This window comes from Leucobacter tardus (genome assembly GCF_017583045.1).
Classification (GTDB): Bacteria; Actinomycetota; Actinomycetes; order Actinomycetales; family Microbacteriaceae; genus Leucobacter; species Leucobacter tardus.
In genome coordinates, this window is record NZ_JAGFBF010000005.1 from 1,152,780 (window position 1) to 1,173,840 (window position 21,061).

General features: G+C 69.5%; 19 protein-coding genes. 9 read left to right on the top strand and 10 right to left on the bottom strand.

The features are described 5' to 3' along the window. Together J4H85_RS12410 and J4H85_RS12415 are read right to left on the bottom strand one after the other, a co-directional pair. The gene (locus J4H85_RS12410; RefSeq protein WP_208240082.1) at positions 1-192 is read right to left on the bottom strand and encodes a YbdD/YjiX family protein; all 192 of its coding nucleotides are present in this window, start codon (positions 190-192) and stop codon (positions 1-3) included. Further along, positions 192-2,456, bottom strand: coding sequence for a carbon starvation CstA family protein (locus J4H85_RS12415; RefSeq protein ID WP_208240083.1), 2,265 nt, complete (start codon positions 2,454-2,456; stop codon positions 192-194). The genes J4H85_RS12410 and J4H85_RS12415 overlap by 1 nt, the downstream gene beginning before the upstream one ends. 302 nt (positions 2,457-2,758) lie before the next feature. Here J4H85_RS12415 and J4H85_RS12420 point away from each other — a divergent pair, with 302 nt between their 5' ends. Then, on the top strand, positions 2,759-4,414 hold the full coding sequence (locus J4H85_RS12420; RefSeq protein ID WP_208240084.1) for an amidohydrolase: 1,656 nt from the start codon (positions 2,759-2,761) through the stop codon (positions 4,412-4,414). Positions 4,415-4,417: 3 nt separating this feature from the next. On the opposite strand, the gene J4H85_RS12425 is transcribed toward J4H85_RS12420, so the two are convergent. Then, positions 4,418-5,272, bottom strand: a complete 855-nt coding sequence (locus J4H85_RS12425; protein ID WP_208240086.1) for a biotin--[acetyl-CoA-carboxylase] ligase — start codon at positions 5,270-5,272, stop codon at positions 4,418-4,420. A 112-nt stretch (positions 5,273-5,384) separates the two neighbouring features. Here J4H85_RS12425 and J4H85_RS12430 point away from each other — a divergent pair, with 112 nt between their 5' ends. From J4H85_RS12430 to J4H85_RS14305, 5 genes are all read left to right on the top strand, one after another. After that, positions 5,385-7,001 (top strand): acyl-CoA carboxylase subunit beta, encoded by a 1,617-nt coding sequence (locus J4H85_RS12430; protein WP_208240088.1) that lies wholly within the window; start codon positions 5,385-5,387, stop codon positions 6,999-7,001. Further along, positions 6,998-7,315, top strand: coding sequence for an acyl-CoA carboxylase subunit epsilon (locus J4H85_RS12435; RefSeq protein ID WP_307863662.1), 318 nt, complete (start codon positions 6,998-7,000; stop codon positions 7,313-7,315). Before J4H85_RS12430 ends, J4H85_RS12435 begins: the two co-directional genes overlap by 4 nt. Before the next feature lie 7 nt (positions 7,316-7,322). Continuing rightward, positions 7,323-8,003, top strand: a complete 681-nt coding sequence (locus tag J4H85_RS12440; RefSeq protein ID WP_208240090.1) for an NUDIX hydrolase — start codon at positions 7,323-7,325, stop codon at positions 8,001-8,003. Next, positions 8,000-9,223 carry a lipase family protein gene (locus J4H85_RS12445; protein ID WP_208240092.1) on the top strand — a complete coding sequence of 408 codons (1,224 nt, stop codon included), beginning with the start codon at positions 8,000-8,002 and terminating at the stop codon, positions 9,221-9,223. The genes J4H85_RS12440 and J4H85_RS12445 overlap by 4 nt, the downstream gene beginning before the upstream one ends. Before the next feature lie 86 nt (positions 9,224-9,309). Continuing rightward, positions 9,310-10,275, top strand: coding sequence for a diacylglycerol/lipid kinase family protein (locus J4H85_RS14305; RefSeq protein WP_208240094.1), 966 nt, complete (start codon positions 9,310-9,312; stop codon positions 10,273-10,275). 11 nt (positions 10,276-10,286) lie between these two features. Here the strand turns inward: J4H85_RS14305 and J4H85_RS12455 are convergent, their stop codons facing one another. Further along, positions 10,287-11,903, bottom strand: coding sequence for a deoxyguanosinetriphosphate triphosphohydrolase family protein (locus J4H85_RS12455; protein WP_208240096.1), 1,617 nt, complete (start codon positions 11,901-11,903; stop codon positions 10,287-10,289). Between the two features lie 87 nt (positions 11,904-11,990). Here J4H85_RS12455 and J4H85_RS12460 point away from each other — a divergent pair, with 87 nt between their 5' ends. Both J4H85_RS12460 and J4H85_RS12465 read left to right on the top strand, forming a co-directional pair. Beyond that, entirely contained in the window at positions 11,991-13,199 is a 1,209-nt protein-coding gene (locus J4H85_RS12460; protein WP_208240097.1) for a MalY/PatB family protein, read from the top strand. Next, a complete protein-coding gene (locus J4H85_RS12465) occupies positions 13,196-14,530 on the top strand; it encodes an O-acetylhomoserine aminocarboxypropyltransferase/cysteine synthase family protein (RefSeq protein WP_208240098.1) in 1,335 nt (444 codons plus the stop codon). The genes J4H85_RS12460 and J4H85_RS12465 overlap by 4 nt, the downstream gene beginning before the upstream one ends. A 50-nt stretch (positions 14,531-14,580) precedes the next feature. On the opposite strand, the gene panB is transcribed toward J4H85_RS12465, so the two are convergent. From panB to J4H85_RS12495, 6 genes are read right to left on the bottom strand one after another with little or no spacing between them, the layout of a single operon-like run. Then, positions 14,581-15,453: a 3-methyl-2-oxobutanoate hydroxymethyltransferase gene (gene panB / locus J4H85_RS12470; protein WP_208240099.1), complete on the bottom strand. Its 873-nt coding sequence runs from the start codon at positions 15,451-15,453 to the stop codon at positions 14,581-14,583. Between the two features lie 4 nt (positions 15,454-15,457). After that, the gene (gene panC, locus J4H85_RS12475; protein WP_208240100.1) at positions 15,458-16,330 is read right to left on the bottom strand and encodes a pantoate--beta-alanine ligase; all 873 of its coding nucleotides are present in this window, start codon (positions 16,328-16,330) and stop codon (positions 15,458-15,460) included. Continuing rightward, positions 16,327-17,112 carry a Rossmann-like and DUF2520 domain-containing protein gene (locus tag J4H85_RS12480; protein WP_208240101.1) on the bottom strand — a complete coding sequence of 262 codons (786 nt, stop codon included), beginning with the start codon at positions 17,110-17,112 and terminating at the stop codon, positions 16,327-16,329. Before J4H85_RS12480 ends, panC begins: the two co-directional genes overlap by 4 nt. An 11-nt stretch (positions 17,113-17,123) precedes the next feature. Next, positions 17,124-18,227 (bottom strand): UDP-N-acetylmuramate dehydrogenase, encoded by a 1,104-nt coding sequence (locus J4H85_RS12485; RefSeq protein WP_208240483.1) that lies wholly within the window; start codon positions 18,225-18,227, stop codon positions 17,124-17,126. A 38-nt stretch (positions 18,228-18,265) separates the two neighbouring features. Next, positions 18,266-18,691, bottom strand: coding sequence for a MaoC/PaaZ C-terminal domain-containing protein (locus J4H85_RS12490; RefSeq protein ID WP_208240102.1), 426 nt, complete (start codon positions 18,689-18,691; stop codon positions 18,266-18,268). Beyond that, a complete protein-coding gene (locus tag J4H85_RS12495) occupies positions 18,688-19,155 on the bottom strand; it encodes an FAS1-like dehydratase domain-containing protein (RefSeq protein WP_208240103.1) in 468 nt (155 codons plus the stop codon). The genes J4H85_RS12490 and J4H85_RS12495 overlap by 4 nt, the downstream gene beginning before the upstream one ends. 138 nt (positions 19,156-19,293) lie before the next feature. On the opposite strand from J4H85_RS12495, the gene J4H85_RS12500 reads away from it, so the two are divergent. After that, a complete protein-coding gene (locus J4H85_RS12500) occupies positions 19,294-21,060 on the top strand; it encodes an acetyl/propionyl/methylcrotonyl-CoA carboxylase subunit alpha (protein ID WP_208240105.1) in 1,767 nt (588 codons plus the stop codon). Position 21,061 lies beyond the last annotated feature (1 nt).

A 21,061-nucleotide genomic window follows, 5' to 3' on the forward strand; every position in this document is an offset into this window, starting at 1 on the left:
TCAGCAGCACCTCGATCCGGGATTGCGGTCCTCCGCGGCATATTTCTCGCGCCAGAACGTGCGCTCGTCGGGGATCGCCGCGTCGGGGTGCGTGCGTCGCAGGTGCGCGACGTACCGCTCGTAGCTGGCATCGCCGAGCACTTCCCTGCAGTACCAGCGCAGCCGACGCCAGGCGGTGACGAGCGCGGACATCAGTGCCCGCCCCCGCGCAGGATGTCCGGCTGCTCCTCCGCCCAGCGCCGCTCGAGCGCCTTCTCGCTGCGCGTGGCGAAGATGCCCGCCGGAGCATAGGTGCGAGACGGGAGTTCCGGATCCTCGGCATCGATGACCTCGGTCGTGCGACGCGAGCGGAGCACGGCCAGCACGGCGGTGATGATCACGACGATGGCGAGGGTCACGAACACGATCGAGAGGATGCCCTGGATGAAGGTGTTGCGCACAACGGCCTCCATCGCGGCGACGCCCTCAGCCGTGCCGAATGACGTCTCTCCCGCCGCCAGCGCGTCCTTGAACGCGAAGTGGTTCGCCCAGTACCCGATCGCCGGCTTCGGCGAGAAGATCTTGTACATGGAGGCGGTGATGGTCACGACCGCCGTGAGCGCGAGCGGAGCGACCACGACCCAGATGTACCGGAAGTTCTTACGCGCCGCGACGATGGCCATCACGATCGCCAGAGCGATGGCGGCGAGCAACTGGTTGGCGATCCCGAAGAGCGGGAACAGGGTGTTGATGCCGCCGAGCGGATCCGTGACGCCCATGATGAGAATGGAGCCCCACGCGGCCACCATGACGGCCGTCGCGATCCACACCCCGGGACGCCACGAGTTGTTCTTGAACTTCGGGATGATGTTGCCGATCGAGTCCTGCAGCATGAAGCGCGCCACGCGAGTGCCGGCGTCCACGGCGGTCAGAATGAACAGCGCCTCGAACATGATGGCGAAGTGGTACCAGAAGCCCATCATGGCGGGGCCTCCGATGAGATCCTTCATGATGTTCGCGAGACCGAGTGCGAGCGTCGGCGCTCCCCCGGTGCGCGAGACGATGCTCTCCTCGCCCACGGCCGCGGCCATATCGGTGAGCTGCTGGGCCGTGACATCGACACCCGCGAGGCCGAGGCCCATCACGAAATCGACCGCTCCCTGCACGGTGCCCTGCGTCGCCGCCGCGGAGGCGTTCATCGCGTAGTAGATACCCTGATCGAGTGTGACCGCAGCGACCAGCGCCATCAGGGCCACGAACGACTCCATGAGCATGCCGCCGTATCCGATGACGCGCGTCTGACGTTCCTTGTGCACGAGCTTCGGCGTCGTGCCGCTGGCGATCAGCGCGTGGAACCCGCTGAGCGCGCCGCAGGCGATCGTCACGAAGAGGAAGGGGAAGATGCTGCCCGTCACGACCGGCGCGGTGTCGGTGAACGCGAACTCGCTGAGCGCCGGGGCCTGCACCTCGGGCATCACGATGATCACGGCGGCCGCGAGCAGGAAGATGACGCCGACCTTCATGAACGTCGACAGGTAGTCGCGCGGTGCGAGGAGCAGCCAGACCGGCAGCACCGCCGCGATGAAGCCGTAGATGATGACGCACCAGGCCAGCGTCACCTTGTCGAGAGTGAAGAGCGCGACGCCCCACTCAGTCTCCGCGACCCATCCGCCCGCGACGATCGCGATCATGAGCAGCACGAAACCGATGATCGAGATCTCCGTGATGCGTCCGGGGCGCAGGTACCGCAGATAGACCCCCATGAAGAGGGCGATCGGGATCGTGAGCCCGACCGAGAAGACGCCCCACGGGCTTTCGGCCAGTGCGTTCACGACGACGAGCGCGAGGATCGCGACGATGATCACCATGATGACGAGCGTCGCGATGATCGCCGCGGTGCCGCCGACGCGTCCGAGCTGATCGCGCGCCATCTGCCCGAGCGACCGGCCCCCGCGTCGGGTGGAGAAGAAGAGGACGAGGTAGTCCTGCACCGCTCCCGCCACGATGACGCCCACCACGATCCAGATCGTGCCGGGCAGGAAGCCCCACTGAGCCGCGAGGATCGGGCCCACCAGCGGCCCGGCGCCGGCGATGGCGGCGAAGTGGTGACCGTACAGCACCCGACGATCGGTGACGACGTAGTCGGCTCCATTGGCCTTGTACTCTGCCGGGGTCGCCCGGAAGTCGTTCGGCCGCACGATCTTCGCCTCGATGAACTTCGAGTAGAAGCGGTAGCCGATGAGGTAGGTGCAGACACCGGCGAAGACGAACCAGATGGCGTTGACGGTTTCTCCACGCGCCAGAGCGAGCATGGTCCACCCGGTCGCACCGAGCAGCGCGATCCCGATCCAGATGGCGATTTTCAGACCGCGGCGACGCCGGCTGTCCTCGAGATGCTGCTCATCGGTGAGCGCCACTGGCGGCAGGGCCGGATCGGGTTCGATCGCGGCACCGTGCGACGTGTCTGAAGCGGACATGCGTGCGGTCTCCTGGTTCGTTCGTCCATCACGATGCAGCCGCACTGCCGGGGCGGGCCAGGAGGGCGACGCTGCTCTTCTTGGTTCAACACTGTACACGCGGCCTTCACCCAGCCAATGCACTGCGCGCCGACTGGGTCTGCAGAGGCCGAGCGGCGGTTCGCAGATTCTTGAAAGTCGTACTACTCTGATGTCGGTCTTTTCTCCACACCGTGTATCGCTGAGCAACACCTGCGACTCAATTCAGGCGAGGGAGGAATCGACTCGCTCCCCAGCATTCACTCCAAGGAGATAGCAGTCCGATGTCGACCACGATCTACCGGAACGGTACCGTCTTCACGGCCGAAACCGGATCATCTCCCGCCGAGGCGTTCGCCGTGACGGAGGGCCTGTTCGCCGCCGTGGGTTCACTCACCGATGTTCGAGCCGCCGTGGGCGCGGTTACCGGAGACCCGGAGACGAACGGTGTCGCCGAGATCGATCTCGATGGAGCGTTCGTCGCCCCGGGCATCATCGATTCCCACACCCACCTCACGATGTTCGGTGAAGCGCTCGGCAAGGCGCAGTTGCGCGACTGCACCTCCGTCGCCGAGATTCAGGAGCGGCTGCTCGCGTGGCACGAGGCCCACCCGGACGCTCCGCGCGTGCTCGGGGTGAGCTGGATGTTCGACGCCATCGAGAGCGGACGACCGACGGCGGCGATGCTCGACGAGATCTTCCCCGACACTCCCGTCTACCTCGATGCGAACGATCTGCACTCGGTGTGGACGAACACCGCCGGACTGGCCGAACTCGGGATCGACCGGAACACCCCGAATCCCATCGGCGGAGAGATCGCGCGCGACGCCGACGGCAACGCGACCGGCATGCTCTACGAGACCGCAGGGACGCAGTTCGCCTGGGACTTCTTGAGCCGCGCGCGGACGCAGGACGACACCGTCCGGTTCTTGGAGCACGCGTTCGCCGCCTACCTCGAATCCGGAGTGACGGGCGTCACCGATATGGCGCTCAGCGAAGCCGACGTCGACGCGATCCGCGCGCTGATCGCTCGGGACGGGCGCTTGCCCTTCCCGATCACGGGCCACCGGATCCTCGAACCGACCGGCGACACCGCGCAGGATCTCGCTGCAGTCGCACAGGTCGCCGCACTGCGCGACCTCGTGGCCGCCAGCGAGGACGCCCGCTGGTTCCGCATCGCGGGTGTGAAGTTCATCATGGACGGCGTCATCGACGCCTGCACGGCGACCATGCGCGCACCCTACGCCGATGGCAGCAACTGCGATCCGATCTGGAGCGCCGAGAGCATCAGGCCCGTGGCCGAGGCGGCGGACGCCGCCGGCCTGCAGATCGCCATGCACGCCATCGGCGACCGCACGAGCGAACTCGCCCTCGACACGATCGAGCACTGCATCCGCGCCGGCGAACTGCGGCCGCGCCGGCACCGCATCGAACACCTGGAGTCGGTGACCGACGCGACCATCGAGCGCATGGGCGAGCTCGGCGTCACCGCGTCGCTCCAGCCGGTGCACAGCGATCCCGCCGTCCTCGCCAACTGGAAGGCCGTACTCGGCGATGAACGCCAGGAGCAGGGGTTCCCCTGGCACAAGTTCCGGCAGGCCGGCGTCCCCGTCACGCTCGGCACCGACGCGCCGACGGCACCGCACCAGGCGCTGGCGAACCTCTTCATCGCACTCACCGGCGGTTCGGCGATCACGCCGACGCTTCCCGCCTACCACCCCGAGCGCGCGTTCTCCGCGGAGGAGGCGCTCACCGCACTCACCGCGGGCAGCGCCTACGCCGGCGAGATGGACCAGACGAGCGGCCGCATCCGGCCCGGCCTGCACGCGAACTTTATCGTGCTCGACATCGACCCGCTGACGGTCGAGCCGAGCGCGCTGCTCGAGGCGAAGGTGCAGCGCACCTTCGTGCTCGGCGAGGAGCGCCACCGCGCCGCCTGACCCTCAGCGGAGGTGCTCGACGTCTCCAGCGTTGACGGTGAGCCGGCCACCGGTCGGCAGATCGACGACCAGTGCGCCATCGTCGGCCAGGGCGCGTGCGCGACCGTCGACCACGCGGTCCCCTGGCAGGTGCACCCTGACTTCGGCGCCGATGGTCGCCGAGTCGCGCAGGATCCTGGCGCGCACGGCATCGGGATCCTCGGTTGCGAGCCGCACGAGACGCAGCAGTTCCTCCTCCGTGTCGGCGAGCACGTGGTCGACGAGTGCGGCACCGGCGGCGTCGTCCACGGCGACCAGGCGCGCCCCGTCCACGTGGGCACCTGCGGAGAGCAGCGAGGCGGCCCGCTCGGTCGGCAGCTCCTCGGGCGCGAGCAGCAGGTTGATGCCGGTTCCAACGATGACTGACCCGTTCGGCAGGAGTTCGCACAGGATGCCGCACAGTTTGAGTCCTGGCCGGTCGGCCTGCGCGTCGTCGACGGTGCGCACGTGCACGTCGTTCGGCCACTTCACCACGACGCGGCGCGGTTCGCGGTCGGCGTCGTCGTCCGCTGCGGTGAAGTACGGCTGCAGCGCATGCGCCACGGCGGAACCGGCGATGAGCGGCAGCCACCCGGCGCCGATCCCGAGCCCGGCGGCATCGCGGATCAGGATCGACGCGGCGACCGCCTTGCCCGGCGGGAGCTCCCATCCGCGCCCCGCGCGCCCGCGACCCGCGGTCTGGTCCGCGGTGGCGATGAGCGCGCCGCTCGGCAGGTCCGGTTCGGCAGCGGCGCGCTCGCGGAGCGCGGCGTTGGTGCTGCCCACGCGCTCACGCCAGTCGACGAGCGGGAGAAGGGCGCGCGTGCGAGGAAGATGCATGGTCCGAGCCTAACGACGCGGCCCCGTGTGGAGGGAACCTCCCAGAGTTTCCCGGGAACCTTTGGAGGTCTCCTCACACGCGTGCGTCGCACCCCGCGGTAGGCTGGCCTCTGTGACTGCAGAAGAAGCGACCACGCACGCCCCCAGCGCCGACGCCCTCGCGACCACGGCCGGGCGCATCGCCGACCACCGCCGCAAGTACCAGGAGGCCGTCGGCGACCGCGACACCGCGGCCGCTGCGAAGCAGCACCCCCGCGGCAAGATGACGGCGCGCGAGCGCATCGTCGAGCTGCTCGACCCGGGCTCGTTCGTCGAGTTCGACAAGTACGTGAAGCATCGCACCCAGTCGTTCGGCATGGATGCCAGCCGACCGTTCGGCGACTCGGTCGTCACCGGTGCCGGCACGATCCACGGGCGTCAGGTCGTGCTCTACTCGCAAGACTTCACGACCTTCGGCGGCTCGCTCGGCGAGGTCGCCGGCGAGAAGATCGTGAAGGCGATGGAGTTCGCGCTGAAGACCGGCGCCCCGCTCCTCGGCATTCTCGATTCAGGCGGCGCCCGCATCCAGGAGGGGGTCGTCGCGCTCAGCAATTACGCGAAGATCTTCCGCCTGAACACGATGTGCTCCGGCGTGATCCCGCAGATCTCGATCGTCATGGGACCGTCCGCCGGTGGCGCCGTCTACTCCCCCGCACTCACCGACTTCGTCATCATGGTCGACAAGACGAGCCACATGTTCGTCACGGGACCCGACGTCATCAAGACGGTCACCGGTGAAGAGGTCGGCTTCGAAGAGCTCGGCGGTGCCCTCACGCACAACCAGACGAGCGGTGTCTCCCACTACCTCGCGAGCGACGAGCACGACGCGCTCGACTACGCTCGGGCGCTGATCAGCTACCTCCCCGACAACAATCTGGCCGAGCTGCCGGTGTACGACAGCGACACGGCACTCGAGATCACCGATGCCGATCGCAAGCTCAACTCGGTGATTCCCGACAGCCCGAACCAGCCGTACGACATGAAGGCGGTGATCGAGGGCATCCTCGACTCCGGCGAGTTCCTCGAGGTCCAGCCGCTGTTCGCCCCGAACATGGTCATCGGTTTCGGCCGCGTCGAGGGCCGCACCGTCGGCGTCGTCGCGAACCAGCCGGCGCAGATGGCCGGCACCCTGAACATCGATGCGAGCGAGAAGGCCGCGCGCTTCGTTCGGTTCTGCGATGCGTTCTCGATCCCGATCCTGACGCTCGTCGACGTGCCCGGCTACCTGCCGGGTACCGATCAGGAGTTCCAGGGCGTCATCCGCCGCGGCGCGAAGCTGCTGTACGCGTACGCCGAAGCCACCGTGCCGCTGGTGACGATCATCACGCGCAAGGCGTACGGCGGGGCGTACATCGTCATGGGGTCGAAGCAGATGGGCGCCGATTTCAACATCGCCTGGCCCACCGCCGAGATCGCGGTCATGGGCGGTGCCGGCGCCGTCAACATCCTGTACCGCAAGGAGCTCGCCGCTGCGGCCGAGCGCGGTGAGGATGTCGAGGCGCTGCGCGCACAGCTCACCGCGAAGTACACGGCCGATGTCACGAGCCCGTTCCTCGCGGCCGAGCGCGGCGAGCTCGACAACGTGCTGGAGCCAGCGGGCAGCCGCCTGGCCGTCATCAAGGCGCTCCGCGGTCTGCGCGGCAAGCGCACGGAGCAGCCGGCCAAGAAGCACGGGAACATTCCGCTGTGAAGCACGCGCGCATCGCAGAGGATCCCGAGGAGCGCGACGCGCTCCTCGATACCGAGCTGCCGCCTGACGCGGCGGCGCGTGACGCCGCGAAGCGCGAGGGTCTCGGCGAGGTCGATGACGCGCTGCACGGTGAGGACATCCGGTTTCTCACGTCGAACGTCAGCGACGAGGAGCGCGCCGCGGTGATCGCGGTGCTCACGGCCGCTCGCTCGGATGAGACCCGCCAGGTGAAGTGGGTCGCGCGTCGCGACCGCGAGCCGTGGGCGCGCTCCCAGCGGGTGCCCGAGGGCATCGACGACCTCCTCGACAGTTGAGCGACTGATGTCGGGAGGCATGCACCCCCGCGCCGACCTCCAAGCACTGGTCGAGCGGGGAACGGTCATCGAGGGCCTCCCGCAGGTGCGGCCCGAGGTGTCGACGGTGCGCCGCTCCTCGGTACTGATCCTCTTCGGCGAACTCGATAGGATCGATGCCGCGAGCGATGCCGGGGTCCCGCCGGAACTCGATGTGCTGCTGCTGCGACGATCGGACGCGTTGCGGCACCACGCCGGGCAGATCGCGTTTCCGGGTGGCCGTGCTGAGGCCGAGGATGCGGATGCCGCCGCGACGGCGCTGCGTGAGGCCGTCGAAGAGACGGGACTCGACCCTGCGGGTGTCTCGGTGATCGGCGTGCTGCCCGAACTCCACATTCCCGTGAGCAACAACCTGGTGACCCCGGTCATCGGCTGGTGGTGCCGACCCAGCGAGGTCGCCGCGGATGAGAGCGAGTCGGTCGACGTCTTCCGGGTTCCCGTCGCCGAGCTGCTCGACCCGGCGCACCGGGTCACCTCCGTGCTCGATCGGGACGGTCATCACCATCGCGGTCCGGCCTTCGTGCTCGGCGAACGCTTCGGCGGACGCATCGTCTGGGGCTTCACCGGTATCGTGCTGTCCTCGCTCTTCGAACAGCTGGGGTGGGCCGTGCCGTGGGATCCGAGTCGGGAAGCCCCGGTGCACGGATGACAGGTGGGCCGCTGGAGGAGACGCGGGACTCCGCCGCCGTCGACCGTCCTGACGCTCTCGGATCAGACGTCGCACCGCGCGAGCTGCGCCGGATCTCCCGCCGCAGGCACCGGCGCGTCGGGACGGCGCAATTCGTCATCGCGCTCATCGTGATCCTCGTCGTGGGATACGAGTCCGATGTGGCGAAGAACCGACTGGCGCAGGCGAATGCCAGTGTGAGCGTCGCAGTCCAGGAGGCGGCCGATCACCCCGAGTACGCCGACGACGACCGCAGCGCAGCCGTCTTCTTCGACGGATTCGGCACCTACAACTCCGACCATCTGGCGCGGACGCTCGGCCCGGGGGTGCAGAGTCTCTACGGCGGGGAGACCTGGTCGGTGAGCTACGGCAATGCTCCGCTCGCCTCGGACACCATTGCGGAGCGCGTGCTCGATCTCGCCGAGCAGCGCGACAAGCGAGAACTCGACCTCGTCGGGTACAGCATGGGCGGCATCATCAATCTCGAGGTCGCGGCGATCCTGTCGGCATCACCCGAGGTCACGGTACGCAGCATCACGCTCATCTCCTCCCCCGACGGCATCGAAGGCCTTCGTCCGCTGCAGCGGCAGGAGATGGATGCGGCCGAACTCGTCTCGCAGATCCCCGGCGCACAGTACTCCACGGCGCTGCGCTTCGTCGGCGAGATGTACTTCATGCGCGATCGATACACGACCGGTGGACCCCTGCAGCGCATCGACCGCTTCTTCGGCGCCCTCACGCAGGCGCGCGTCAACCTGAGCGGTCCCACGTTTCCCGGAACCTGGTTGCTCGTCGACCAGGCGTTCGCGATCGGTTCGGCCGATCTGGCGGGCGAACTGCGCACCATCTCGGAGAACACCACGCCGAAAGGTCCCCGGCCCTCGGTGCTGTATCTCGGCACGGGTGCGCCCGGCCGAGACTACATGGTGGACGACGCCGTCTCGTCGGCGAACATCTGCTCCTACGCGGCGCAGAACGCCATGCAGTGCACGATCCGGAACGTGCCCGGCGCCGTGCACACGGCACCCGAGCGTACCCGCGACGCATACGATCAGACCCTCGCCGACGTGCGCGAACGCGTCCGCGGCAGCATCGAACAGGCCGCGGCGCTCTTCCTGCTGCGCTCCCCCGCGACCCCGGACGACGATTTCAGGCTGCTCACCGACCCCGACGGCGCCTGGCGGCAGTCCGACTCCGACTGAGCGATCACGCGACCTCGCCGGCGACTCCGGCGCGACGCGACGCCGAGCAGCGGGAGTTCCGAGCAGCGCTCTGAGAGTATAGGGCTGTGTCAGAGAGAATCGGGATCGTGTGGAATCCGTCGAAGACGGATGGTGGACGACTGAAGAACGCGTTCAAGTCGGCGTTGCGCACCGCTCGTCTCGGCTTCGTGCCGCGGACGATGTGGTTCGAGACGACCCCGGACGACCCCGGTCAGGGCATGACCACGCAGGCGCTCGACGCCGGGTGCGATCTCATCATCGCCGCCGGCGGCGACGGCACGGTGCGTGCGGTCGCCGAACGGCTCGGGGACGCGGGCGGCGCGGCCGACCTCGCAATCGTGCCCCTCGGCACCGGTAACCTGCTCGCGCGCAACCTCGGGGTGCCGCTCGTGCGCCCGGCCGCCGCGTTCAGCCGCGCACTGAAGGGCACGTCGAAAGCCCTGGACCTCGGCGAAGTGACCGCCACGCTGGAGTCGGGAGAGCGGGTGCGCCACGGATTCGTGGTCATGGTCGGCTTCGGCATCGACGCCCATATGATCGCCGAGACGGATGAGGAGTTGAAGGCCCGTGCCGGATGGCTGGCCTATGTCGAATCGTTCGGGCGCGTGGCGAACACCACCGAGGTGGTGCCCTTCTCCCTCACCATCGACGACGGTGAGTCACGGGAGGAGCGTGCGCACACCATGCTCGTCGGCAACTGCGGCACGATTCAGGGCGGGATCACCCTGCTGCCCGCCGCCCAGCCCGATGACGGGGAGCTCGATCTGCTCGTGCTCCGCGCCGACAACGCCGCATCGTGGTTCAACGCCATGGGCAACATGGTGTGGGACAACGGCCTGAAGCGCCTCATCACCGGCGCCGTCGGCACGGGACGCGCCGCGGAGAGTTCGGATTCGACGCTGCACCTGCGGGGACGGAAGGTGCACTGCGCGCTTCCCGCAGCGACACCCTTCGAGATCGACGGTGATCAGATCGGCACAGTCACGGAGTTCGAGGTGACGATCCACCCGGGGGCGCTCCGCATCCGGTGACCCGGCGCACCTCAGCGGCCGGTGAGCGCCGCGTGCGTTGCGTAGGCCTGCTGATCGGTGAAGGTCGCGACGTAGTCGAGGATCGCCCGAGCGCGACCCTGCCGCCGCAGACCGGCATCACTGGTGTCGCCCCCGAGCACGCCGGGACGCTCCCGCTCGAGCACGAACGCCGCTTCCGTGGCGCCCTCCGCCCACTCGAGGAGCGCGCGCGGCGCGCGCCCCTGGTCGTCCGGGTCGGTGAGCCAGGCGTCGAAACCGAGCGCGAGACCCTCGATCACCTGCGCCATGCCGCGCTGCGCCTGCGCGTGCTCGGGACGCTGCAGCACGAAGTGCGCGTGCACGAACTTCAGCACGGCGACCTCGTGCCAGGCGCGCTCTCCGAGCCGCACGTGACCGCCGCGTACCGCTGGGTGCTCGTCGACGACGATCGAGGTCCGCAGGTGCTCGATCCACCGTCGGGTGAACCCCGAAACGGCGCGTTCGCTCGCGATGCCCCCGTCGTACGGTGCCGCGAGCAGTTCTTCACCCATCGACTCGTGGACGCGCTCGACGGCGGCGCGGAACACGTCGCGATCCGCCATCCAGCCGTCCTTCATCGCGAGTCCCCGCCACAGCAGCTCGAGTGACGCCCCCGGATCGCGCCAGTTCCGCTCGAGTTCGGGCTGCGCCGCAGCGGCGAGGCGAGCGTCGTCGCCGAGCCAGGTACCGAGTTCGCGCTCGACCTGCGCGCGCTGCAGCACGCCCGCTCGCGCGAAGTCGTCGAGATCGTGGATCGCGTAGGCGATGTCGTCGGCGAGGTCCATGACCGCGCACTCGACGGTCTGCTGTCCGTCCTCGATATTCGGGAAGGCGGCACGGGCCTCGGCGAACTCCGTGAGTTCCCAGGCGTAGACCGAGAACTTCTCCGCTCCCCCGTCGACGTCGACCCCGACGCCGCGCGGGCGCTCGTTCGCCGGGACGGCGTCGAGCGACGTGCCGCGCCAGTCGCCCCGCGTCCACGGGTACTTCAGCACGGCGGCGCGCGCCGCGGCCGTGAGGTTGAGACCCGGGAAGTCACGGCCGAGCGTGTCGAGGGTGGTGAGGATGCGGAGGGTCTGCGCGTTCCCCTCGAATCCTTCGACGAGACCGAGGCGGTGTCGCGCGATGCGGTCGAGCGCCTGCTCGCCGAGGTGCCCGAACGGCGGGTGCCCGAGGTCGTGGGCGTGCCCCGCCGCCTGAGCGACGATCGTGTCGCATCCGCCGAGGCGCGACACGATCGCCCCCGTGCGGTCGTCGTGCTCGGCCTCACCCCGCTGGTAGGCCTCGTGCTGCGCCTGCCGACCGGCGAGATTCGCCGCGATGACGCGGGCGACCGCGCTGACCTTCAGCGAGTGGGTCAGTCGGTTGTGCATCACCGGCCCGACTCCCGACTGCGGGATCACCTGGGTCACGGCGGAGAGACGGGCGAAGTACGGCGAGAACCTGATCCGCTCGAGGTCGACCCGGTACTCCTCGGGCTCGGGGCCCCACGCGGGCGACTCGGCCTCGGCTTCGTGCGCGGCCGCACCGGGGTCCGCCGTACGGTGCTGCGACGTCTCGCGCTCGGTGTAGCGCCGGGATTCCCGATCGTTCGTGGCCCGCACAGTCATGTGCCCATTCAAGCATGCGTCCGGCGTATGACGGCGGTTTACGCGGTCGGTTCGCGCGTCGTCGTGACCGTGAGCGACCATGGTCCCATGTCCGACTTCCCCGACTGTCCGAGCCTGGAGCTCCTCCGCGATACGCGCACGAGCATCAAGTGGACCCGCTTCCCCGATGACGTGCTGCCGCTCTTCGTCGCGGAGATGGACTTCGCCGTCGCCCCCGAGATCCGGAACGCGATCGTCGAACGGGTGACGGCATCAGATTTCGGGTACCTCGACCAGGCCGGGCCATTGGCCACCGCGTTCAGCAGCTTCGCCGCCGACCGCTGGGGCTGGGACGTGCCGGAGCCGCACGTCTTCCTCGCCACCGACGTGAGCGCCGGCATCGTCGAGTCGCTCCGGCTCGCCCGACCCGGACCCGGCAGAGTGCTCATCACGACACCGGTCTATCCCTCCTTCTTCGAGATGCTGGAGGAACTGCCGGTCGAGATCGTGCAGGTGCCCCTACTCACCGCCGAAGCCGCCGACGGGAGCCCTTCCGCGCGGCTCGACCTCGCCGCGATCGAGCGCGAGTTCGCGAGCGAGGCTGGGATCGACGCGTTCCTCCTCTGCAATCCGCACAACCCGCACGGGCTGTTGCACTCGCGCGAAGACCTCGCCGAGATCGCCAGGCTCGCGGCGGCGCACGATGTCTGCATCGTCTCGGACGAGATCCATGCACCGCTCACCCATCATGATGAGACGTTCGTGCCGTTCGGGCCGCTCGCCGCAGCGGCGGGTGCGCTCGCCGTCGTCACCACCTCGGCGAGCAAGGGCTGGAACCTCGCCGGCGTGAAGTGCTCGGTTATCGTCGCCGCGGACGCCCGCGCCGCGGCACTCCTCGCGCACCTGCCTCCCGAAGTCGCGTGCCGCGCGAGCATCCTCGGGTTGCACGCCAACGTGGCCGCGTTCAGCGACGCCCGTCCGTGGCTCGACGCCACCGTCGCCGCCGTGGAGGCGAACGACGCGCTGCTCGCCGAGCTGCTCGCCGTATACCTGCCTGGCGCTCGCCACCACCGCCCACGAGCCGGGTACCTCGCCTGGGTCGATCTGCGCGACGCCGGTCTCGGCGATGACCCGTACGACCGGATCCTGACCGACGCCCGCGTCGCGCTCGGCAACGGGGCATCGTTCGGACTCGGCGGCGCCGGGCACGTCCGCGTGAACCTCGCGTGCGCGCCGGACACCCTCCGCGAAGCCGTCTCCCGGATCGCCGGCATCCTGCCGACCCCGTCACGCCCCGAAGAAAGCCGCAGCCGATGACCTCACCCAGCACCCGCGCCGTCGTCCCGCCGAACTTCGACTGGGACGGATTCGGATTCGACACCCGGCAGGTGCACGCCGGGGAAGTCCCCGACCGGAACACCGGCCTGCGCGTTCCCCCGATCGCACTGTCGGCGGGGTACGTCTTCGACGAGTTCGACGACCAGGTCGACCGATTCGCGGGTCGCTCCGTCGACCCGATCTACTCGCGACAGGGCAATCCCACCAATGCGGTCGCCGAGGACCGTCTCGCGTCCCTCGAGGGCGGCACGAGCGCGGTGACGGTGTCCAGCGGCCAGGCCGCCATCTCTTCCGCGCTCTTCGCGATCGCTCAGCAGGGCGACCACATCGTCTCCACCGCATCGATCTACGGCGGCACGCGCATTCTCTTCGGTCGCAGCTTCCGACGTTTCGGCATCGACGTCGACTACGTGTGGGACGCCGACAGCGACGAGGCATGGGAACGGGCGATCCGCCCGAACACGAAGGCGATCTACACGGAGACGATCCCGAATCCCCGGAACGACATCACCGACCTGCGGCGCATCGCCAAGATCGCCGCCCGCCACCACCTGCCGCTCGTCGTCGACAACACCGTCGGCACCCCGGCGCTGATCCGCCCGTTCGAGCACGGGGCCGACATCGTGGTGCACTCCACGACGAAGTTCCTGACGGGGCACGGTGCCGCCATCGGGGGCGCCATCGTCGACGGCGGCCGGTTCGACTGGGAGGCCGCCGAACGCGCCGGCCGGTCCTATCCCCTGATCACCGCTTCGCCGCGGCCGGGTCTCGGGTCGCTGCTCGAGCGCTTCGGTCCGTGCGCGTACGCTCGCACCGTCAGGGAGCAGGTCGTCAACGACATCGGCCCGTCACTCTCTCCGATCAACGGCTTCCTGCTCCACCAGGGCATGGAGACGCTGTCGCTCCGCATGGAGCGGCACGTCGCCTCGTCCGCGCGCATCGCGGCCTGGCTGGAATCGCAGCCCGAGGTCGTCGCGGTCGACTACGCCGGCCTCCCCTCGAGTCCCCTGCACGCGATCGCCGAGCGCGACTACCCGGCCGGAACGGGGTCGGTGTTCGCGCTCACGGTGCGGGGCGGGATCGACGGCGCTCGCGCGTTCGTGAACCACCTCAGCGTCTTCTCGCGCATGACGGGGATCGGCGACACCCGGTCCATGGTGATCCATCCGCTGACGTCCACGCACGCCACGTTCGCCCCGGAGATCAGCGAGCGACTGGGGGTCACTCCGGGACTCCTGCGACTCTCGGTCGGGCTCGAGACGGTCGACGACCTCATCGCCGATCTGCGGCGCGGCCTCGACGCGGTCTGAGCGGGGCGACCGAGCCCGCTCAGGCGCTCCGGGTCGTCTCCGGCGTTCCGTCAGCGGGTGTTGTCGCGGTGCGCGGCGAGCACGCCCGCTCGGTTCCGCGCCGCTTCGAGCGCATCCGTGCGTGCCGCGTACCGGTGCTCGTCACTGGGGAACGCGGCGGAGCGCACCTCCGACGCGTACTCGGCGATCGCGGAGACGGTGGCGTCGCCGACCGCACCGTACTGCTTCACGAACTTGGCCGTCGCACCCTCGGTGACCCCGAGCAGGTCGTGGAGCACCAGGACCTGACCGTCCGCCGGCCCGGCGCCGATGCCGATGAGCGGCACGTCGAGGATCGAGCGCAGCACCTCGGTGATCTCGGCGGGCACCGCTTCGATGACGATGCAGCAGGCTCCGGCGTCCTGCACGGCGAGCGCCTCGTCGACGAGTCGTTCGGCGCTCGCGACGCTGCGGCCCTGCGCCCGCATCCCGCCGAGCGCGACCGCGGTCTGCGGGGTGAGGCCGATGTGTCCGACGACGGGGATCCCCGCCGCGACGACGGCGCGCAGGCGACTGAGCCGTGCCTCGCCGCCGCCCTCGATCTTGACGGCGTCGGCTCCGGCCGAAGTGACGAAGCGGATCGCCGTCTCGACGGCCTGCTCATCGGACACCTCGGTCGACCCGAAGGGCACGTCGCAGACCATGAACGCGGTCTCCGTGCCGCGCCGCACGGCACGAGCGAGGACGAGCATCTCGTCGACCGTGACCCCGACGGTGCTGTCATAGCCGAGCACCGTCTGCGCTCCCGAGTCGCCGACGAGGACCATGTCGACGCCCGCGCGCTCGGCGGCACGAGCACCGGGATAGTCGTACGCGGTGACCATCACGATCGGCTCGCCCTGCGCAGGCATCTCCGTCAAGCGGGTGAGAGTCATCCGGGTCATGTCGTCACTCCTCGATGCGGGCGGGCGCCGCGAACCCGGGTCCGGGATCGAGCACGGTGTTGTCGATGAGGCGGACATCGCCGACGGCGACGGCCAGCGCGCACAGCGTGGGCGCGACCACCTCGCGTACCGGCTCCAGCGTATCCGGTTCGACGAAGGCGAGATACTCGGGCTCGAGCTCCGCGGCGAGCAGCACCTCGAGCGCGCGAGCGCGGAGATCGTCGACATCGTGCGCTCCCTGAGCGACCGCTGCCGTGGTCGCCTCGAGCGTTCGCGGCACCGCGCGGGCGCGCCCCCGATCCGCACGGCTCAGTCGAACGTTGCGGCTCGACCGCGCGAGACCGTCTGCATCACGCGACGTCGGGCACGCCACGATGTCGACGGGCAGGCGGAGATCGGCGACCATCCGTCGCACCACGAGCAGCTGCTGCGCGTCCTTCTGGCCGAAGTACGCGGCGCGGGGCGCGGTGGCGATGAGCAGTTTCGCGACCACGGTGGCGACGCCGTCGAAATGGGCGCTGCCGCGACCGGCGCCCTCGAGCGACGCCGTCAGCGGCCCGGACACGCGCACGGTGGTCGCGAAGCCGTCCGGGTACATCTCGCGCGCGGTCGGAGCGAAGACCACATCGACGCCGGCGGCGCGGGTCAGCTCGAGATCGCGTGCCTCGTCGCGGGGGTAGGCGTCGAGGTCGGCGGTGTCACCGAACTGCGTCGGGTTCACGAAGATCGAGACCACGACGACGCGGTGCGCGTCGCGCGCGCGACGGATGAGCGAGAGATGCCCCTCGTGCAGCGCCCCCATCGTGGGCACCAGTCCGACGTCGGGGTCGCCGTGCAGCACCTCGCGCAATTCGGCGACGGTCCGTGCGATTCTCATGCGTCCTCCGGCTCGGGCGGTTCGGGCGGTTCGGGCGGTTCGGGCGGTTCGGGCGGTTCGGGCGGTCCGGTGTCATTCACGCGCGCGGCGAGCGTCCGGGTCGACGCGACCAGCGCATCGAACAGCGGGAGTTCATCCGGCAGACGTGCCGCGAGCGCCGCCCGCTGACGGGCGACCGTCGTCTCGTCGCCGCGCACCACCGGCCCGGTCAATGCTCCGGCGGCGCCGTGCTCGGCCCAGTTCGCCACGGCAGCGCGCACCAGGGGCACGAGGGCGTCGCGGGGCACCGCGGCCGTCGCTGCGAGAGTTTCGGCGACCCCCTCGACGGTCACCAGGAAATTCGCGGCGATCGATGCCGCGGCGTGATACGCCGCGCGATCCTCATCGGCGACCGTGAACGCGCGCATGCCGAGCGCCGCCACCAACTGCTCGGCGATCGCGAGGGCGTGGGGCGTCGTGGCCGCGATCGCGGCCGAAGCGCCCGCGAACGGCGACCCGCCCGCACCCGTGATGGTGATGAGGGGGTGCAGACTGAATGCCTCGTGCGGTGCGAGCGGTGCCAGCGGCGTCGCTCCTGACAGGTGCGCCACGACGCGCCCGGGTGCGACGCACGCCGCGGAGGAGGCGATCTCGGCGTCGGGCACCGCGAGGATCACGACGTCGGCTGCCGCCCCGTCGCTTCCGCGCCCGCCCGGCTGCGCCGCGACGTCGACTCCCGCGTCGCGAAGGGCCGCAGTCAGCGCACGGCCCACTCGACCGCGCCCCACGATCTGGATGCGCACGCTCGACTCCGCTAGGCCTCGAGGCCGTACAGATTCGGCTCGGGTGCCAGAACGACGCCGAACTCCTGCTGCACCCGCTGCACGATGAAGCGGGCGAGCTCGGCGACGTCCGCTGCGGATGATGCACCGCGGTTGGTGATCGCCAGGGTGTGCTTCGAAGACACTGCGGCGCCCGAACCGGGCAGTCGATACCCCCGGGAGATGCCGGAGCGCTCGATGAGCCAGGCCGCGGACAGCTTGATCATGCGTTCCGGTGCCGCGTCGGGGATCCGCAACGGCGCCCCGGCCGCGAGATCCTCGAGGGAGGTCACTGCAGGCGCCGGCTCCGCGCCGGGCACAGGAAACTTCGGCGCGTCCAGCGGCAGCGATCGCGCGAAGTGCTCGGTCACGATCGGATTCGTGAAGAACGAACCCGAGCTCCAGGTGTCGTGGTCGTCGGCGTCGAGCACCATGCCCTTCGAGGCGCGAAGCCTGAGCACGGTGCGGCGCAGTTCGCGGATCGACACCCGATCCCCCACCGTGACCCCGAGGGCGTCGGCCAGCTGTCCGTAGGCCACCGGCCCGCTCATCGGGTTGTTCCGGTCCTCGTTCGCCCACAGCAGCAGGTCGATCGAGAGAACGACCCCGGCGAGCCCCTCCTTGATCGCCGAGGTCCGGTAGCCGAGCGCGAGTTCGGCCGCCGGAATGCGGCGCACCTCATCGGACGCGAAGTCGAGGAACGTGATGGAGTGGAGCACGTCCGACAGCTCCTGGCCGTAGGCACCGATGTTCTGCACCGGCGCGGCTCCGGCGCGACCGGGCACGCCCGAGAGGGCCTCGATCCCCGACCATCCGCGCTCCACGCAGGCCTCGACCAGCTGATCCCAGTCGTGTCCGGCCTGCACGCGCAGGCGGACGCGACCCGCGGGCGTCGCGTCGCTCTCCACGACCTCGATGCCGGTATTGCGCACGAGCAGCACCGTACCGGGGAAGCCGTCGTCGGATACCACCGTGTTCGAACCACCGCCCAGCAGCATCCACGGCTCGTCCTCGGCCCAGAGCCGGCTCGCATGCCTGACGAGATCGTCCGACGTCTCCGCGGTGATGACCTCGTCGGCCGGCCCGCCGACCCGCATCGTGGTCAGCTCGGCGAATGTGGCATCGGCGACCGGGGTCACGCGAACGCCACCCGCACCTGCGCCTTGCCGAGCACCCGCTGCCCGTCGAAGAGCACCGTGACGTCGATGCGGGCGGAGCGCGCGTCCGCGTCGATCGCCCCGATGGTCGCCGTGACGCCGACCTCCGCTCCGGAACGCGCATCGACCGGGACGGGCCGCGTGAATCGGGCCTGCGTGTCCTGAATCCAGCCTGCCGTCCCGAGCCACTCGGCGACGGGCGTGTTCGCAATGCCCATCGTGAGCATGCCATGCGCGAGCACCCCGGGCAGCCCCACGGACTGGGCGACATCATCGCGGTAGTGAATCGGGTTGAAGTCGCCCGAGGCACCGGCGTAGCGCACGAGCTCGTCGCGCTGCAGCAGCACGGTGCGCTCGGCGACGACGTCGCCGACGGTGAGGCTCGCAAAGTCCGGAGCGGTCATGCGTCGTTCCCCTCTGCATCGGTGTCCTCGGCGCGCACCACGAGCGTGGACACCGCGGTGACCACGTGGTCGCCCGCGACATCCGCGATCTCGCTCGACGCGGTGACCATCGAGTGGCCGCCGAGCTGCTTCACCGCAGTGATCGTCAGTGTCGCGGTCAGTTCGTCGCCGGCGAAGACGGGACGCGAGTACGTGAACCGCTGATCGCCGTGCACGACGCGGGTGAAGTCGACACCGGCTTCCGCGTCGGCGAGCAGCTGCGCCAGGGTCGCCTCCTGCACCACGACCGGGAAGGTCGGCGGGGCGACGACATCGGCATACCCCGCGGCGCGGGCCGCCTCGGGGTCGACATGGATCGGGGCTTCGCTCAGCACGGCCCGCGCGAATTCGCGCACCTTCTCGCGTCCGACGAGGTAGGGGGCGGTCGACGGGTACGTCCTGCCTTGGATTTCTGGATTCACCACGGAGCCAGTCTAGTCTCCGAGACCCGTGGACAGCGGCGGACCGGGGCTCGCCGAACTGTGGCCTCCGGCAACGAATCGCGTCGAGGTTTGTATCTCTCCTCCAAGAATCCGCGCACTCCCTCCCATATGCTGGTGGTCATGTCGCGCATTCGTAAAGTGCTCATCGCCAACCGAGGCGAGATCGCCGTCCGCATCGTCCGAGCCGCGAAAGACAGCGGTATCGCGTCGGTCGCGATCTACGCCGACCAGGATCGCGATGCGCTTCACTCGCAGCTCGCGGACGAGGCCTACGCCCTGAACGGAGCCACGAGCGCCGAGACCTATCTCTCCATCGAGAAGGTACTGGGCGCCGCACGCCGTTCCGGCGCCGACGCGGTCCACCCCGGGTACGGGTTCCTGGCAGAGAACGCCGACTTCGCGCGGGCGGTCATCACTGCGGGCATGACGTGGATCGGCCCTGGCCCCGACGCCATCGAGCGTCTCGGCGACAAGGTCTCCGCGCGTCACGTTGCCGAGAAGGTCAACGCTCCGCTCGCCGCCGGCACGAGCGACCCGGTGTCCGGAGCAGACGAGGTCATCGCCTTCGCCGATGAGCACGGTCTCCCCGTCGCCATCAAGGCGGCCTTCGGCGGTGGCGGTCGCGGTCTCAAGGTCGCCTATGAGCGCGACGAGATCGCCGAGCTCTTCGAGTCGGCCACTCGGGAGGCCGTCGCGGCGTTCGGACGCGGCGAGTGCTTCGTCGAGAAGTACCTCGAGAAGCCGCGCCACGTCGAGACGCAGTGCCTCGCCGATCAGCACGGCAATGTGGTCGTCGTGTCGACGCGCGACTGCTCCCTGCAGCGCCGGCACCAGAAGCTGGTCGAAGAGGCGCCGGCTCCGTACCTGACGGATGAGCAGCGCACCGAGCTGTATCGGGCCTCGAAGGCGATCCTGCACGAAGTCGGGTACGTCGGCGCAGGCACGTGCGAGTTCCTCGTGGCGCAGGACGGCACGGTCTCCTTCCTCGAGGTCAACACGCGCCTGCAGGTCGAGCATCCCGTCTCCGAAGAAGTCACGGGCATCGACCTGGTGCGCGAGCAGTTCCGCATCGCCGCGGGCGGCACGATCGATTACGACGACCCCGAGGCCCACGGTCACTCCTTCGAGTTCCGTCTGAACGGCGAGGATCCCGGCAACGGTTTCCTCCCGGCCCCCGGGCCGGTCGCGCGGTTCACGGCTCCCTCGGGACCCGGCGTGCGCGTCGACACGGGTGTCGCCTCGGGCGACGTCGTGTCGGGTGCGTTCGACTCGATGCTCGGCAAGCTCATCGTCACGGGCCGCACGCGCGAGGAGGCGCTGGAGCGTTCGCGTCGTGCCCTCGACGAGTTCGAGATCCAGGGCCTGCCGACGGTGCTCCCGTTCCACCGCAAGATCGTTCGGGATCCGGCGTTCACCGCCGAGGACGGGCGATTCGGCGTGTACACGCTGTGGATCGAGAACGAGTTCGTCAACGACATCGAGCCGTGGGAGGGCCAGATCGCCCAGCCCGCTCAGCACGAGAAGGTGCGCTCCGTCGTCGTCGAAGTCGCCGGGCGCCGTCTCGAGGTGGTCATGCCGGCCACCCTGGTGCCGCTCGCCGATCAGGACATCACGCGGGGTCCGGCTCCTCGCCGAGCCCAGTCGACGTCGGTCGCGGGCACGGGCGGCGACTCGGTGACCGCCCCCATGCAGGCGACGGTCGTCAAGGTCGCCGTGGACGAGGGTCAGAGCGTCGAGAGCGGCGAACTGGTCGCCGTGCTCGAAGCGATGAAGATGGAGCAGTCCATCTACGCCCACCGCGACGGGGTTGTCACCGGCATCGATGCGCCGATCGGCAAGACGGTGTCCAATGGACACCTCCTGCTCTCGATCGTCGACGACGCGTAGG

Bases quoted from the DNA above. Each gene is read 5' to 3' on its own strand.
- J4H85_RS12410 (WP_208240082.1), bottom strand. From the start codon at position 192: ATGTCCGCGCTCGTCACCGCCTGGCGTCGGCTGCGCTGGTACTGCAGG.
- J4H85_RS12415 (WP_208240083.1), bottom strand. From the start codon at position 2,456: ATGTCCGCTTCAGACACGTCGCACGGTGCCGCGATCGAACCCGATCCG.
- J4H85_RS12420 (WP_208240084.1), top strand. From the start codon at position 2,759: ATGTCGACCACGATCTACCGGAACGGTACCGTCTTCACGGCCGAAACC.
- J4H85_RS12425 (WP_208240086.1), bottom strand. From the start codon at position 5,272: ATGCATCTTCCTCGCACGCGCGCCCTTCTCCCGCTCGTCGACTGGCGT.
- J4H85_RS12440 (WP_208240090.1), top strand. From the start codon at position 7,323: ATGTCGGGAGGCATGCACCCCCGCGCCGACCTCCAAGCACTGGTCGAG.
- J4H85_RS12445 (WP_208240092.1), top strand. From the start codon at position 8,000: ATGACAGGTGGGCCGCTGGAGGAGACGCGGGACTCCGCCGCCGTCGAC.
- J4H85_RS12455 (WP_208240096.1), bottom strand. From the start codon at position 11,903: ATGACTGTGCGGGCCACGAACGATCGGGAATCCCGGCGCTACACCGAG.
- J4H85_RS12460 (WP_208240097.1), top strand. From the start codon at position 11,991: ATGTCCGACTTCCCCGACTGTCCGAGCCTGGAGCTCCTCCGCGATACG.
- J4H85_RS12465 (WP_208240098.1), top strand. From the start codon at position 13,196: ATGACCTCACCCAGCACCCGCGCCGTCGTCCCGCCGAACTTCGACTGG.
- panB (WP_208240099.1), bottom strand. From the start codon at position 15,453: ATGACCCGGATGACTCTCACCCGCTTGACGGAGATGCCTGCGCAGGGC.
- panC (WP_208240100.1), bottom strand. From the start codon at position 16,330: ATGAGAATCGCACGGACCGTCGCCGAATTGCGCGAGGTGCTGCACGGC.
- J4H85_RS12485 (WP_208240483.1), bottom strand. From the start codon at position 18,227: ATGCGGGTCGGCGGGCCGGCCGACGAGGTCATCACCGCGGAGACGTCG.
- J4H85_RS12490 (WP_208240102.1), bottom strand. From the start codon at position 18,691: ATGACCGCTCCGGACTTTGCGAGCCTCACCGTCGGCGACGTCGTCGCC.
- J4H85_RS12500 (WP_208240105.1), top strand. From the start codon at position 19,294: ATGTCGCGCATTCGTAAAGTGCTCATCGCCAACCGAGGCGAGATCGCC.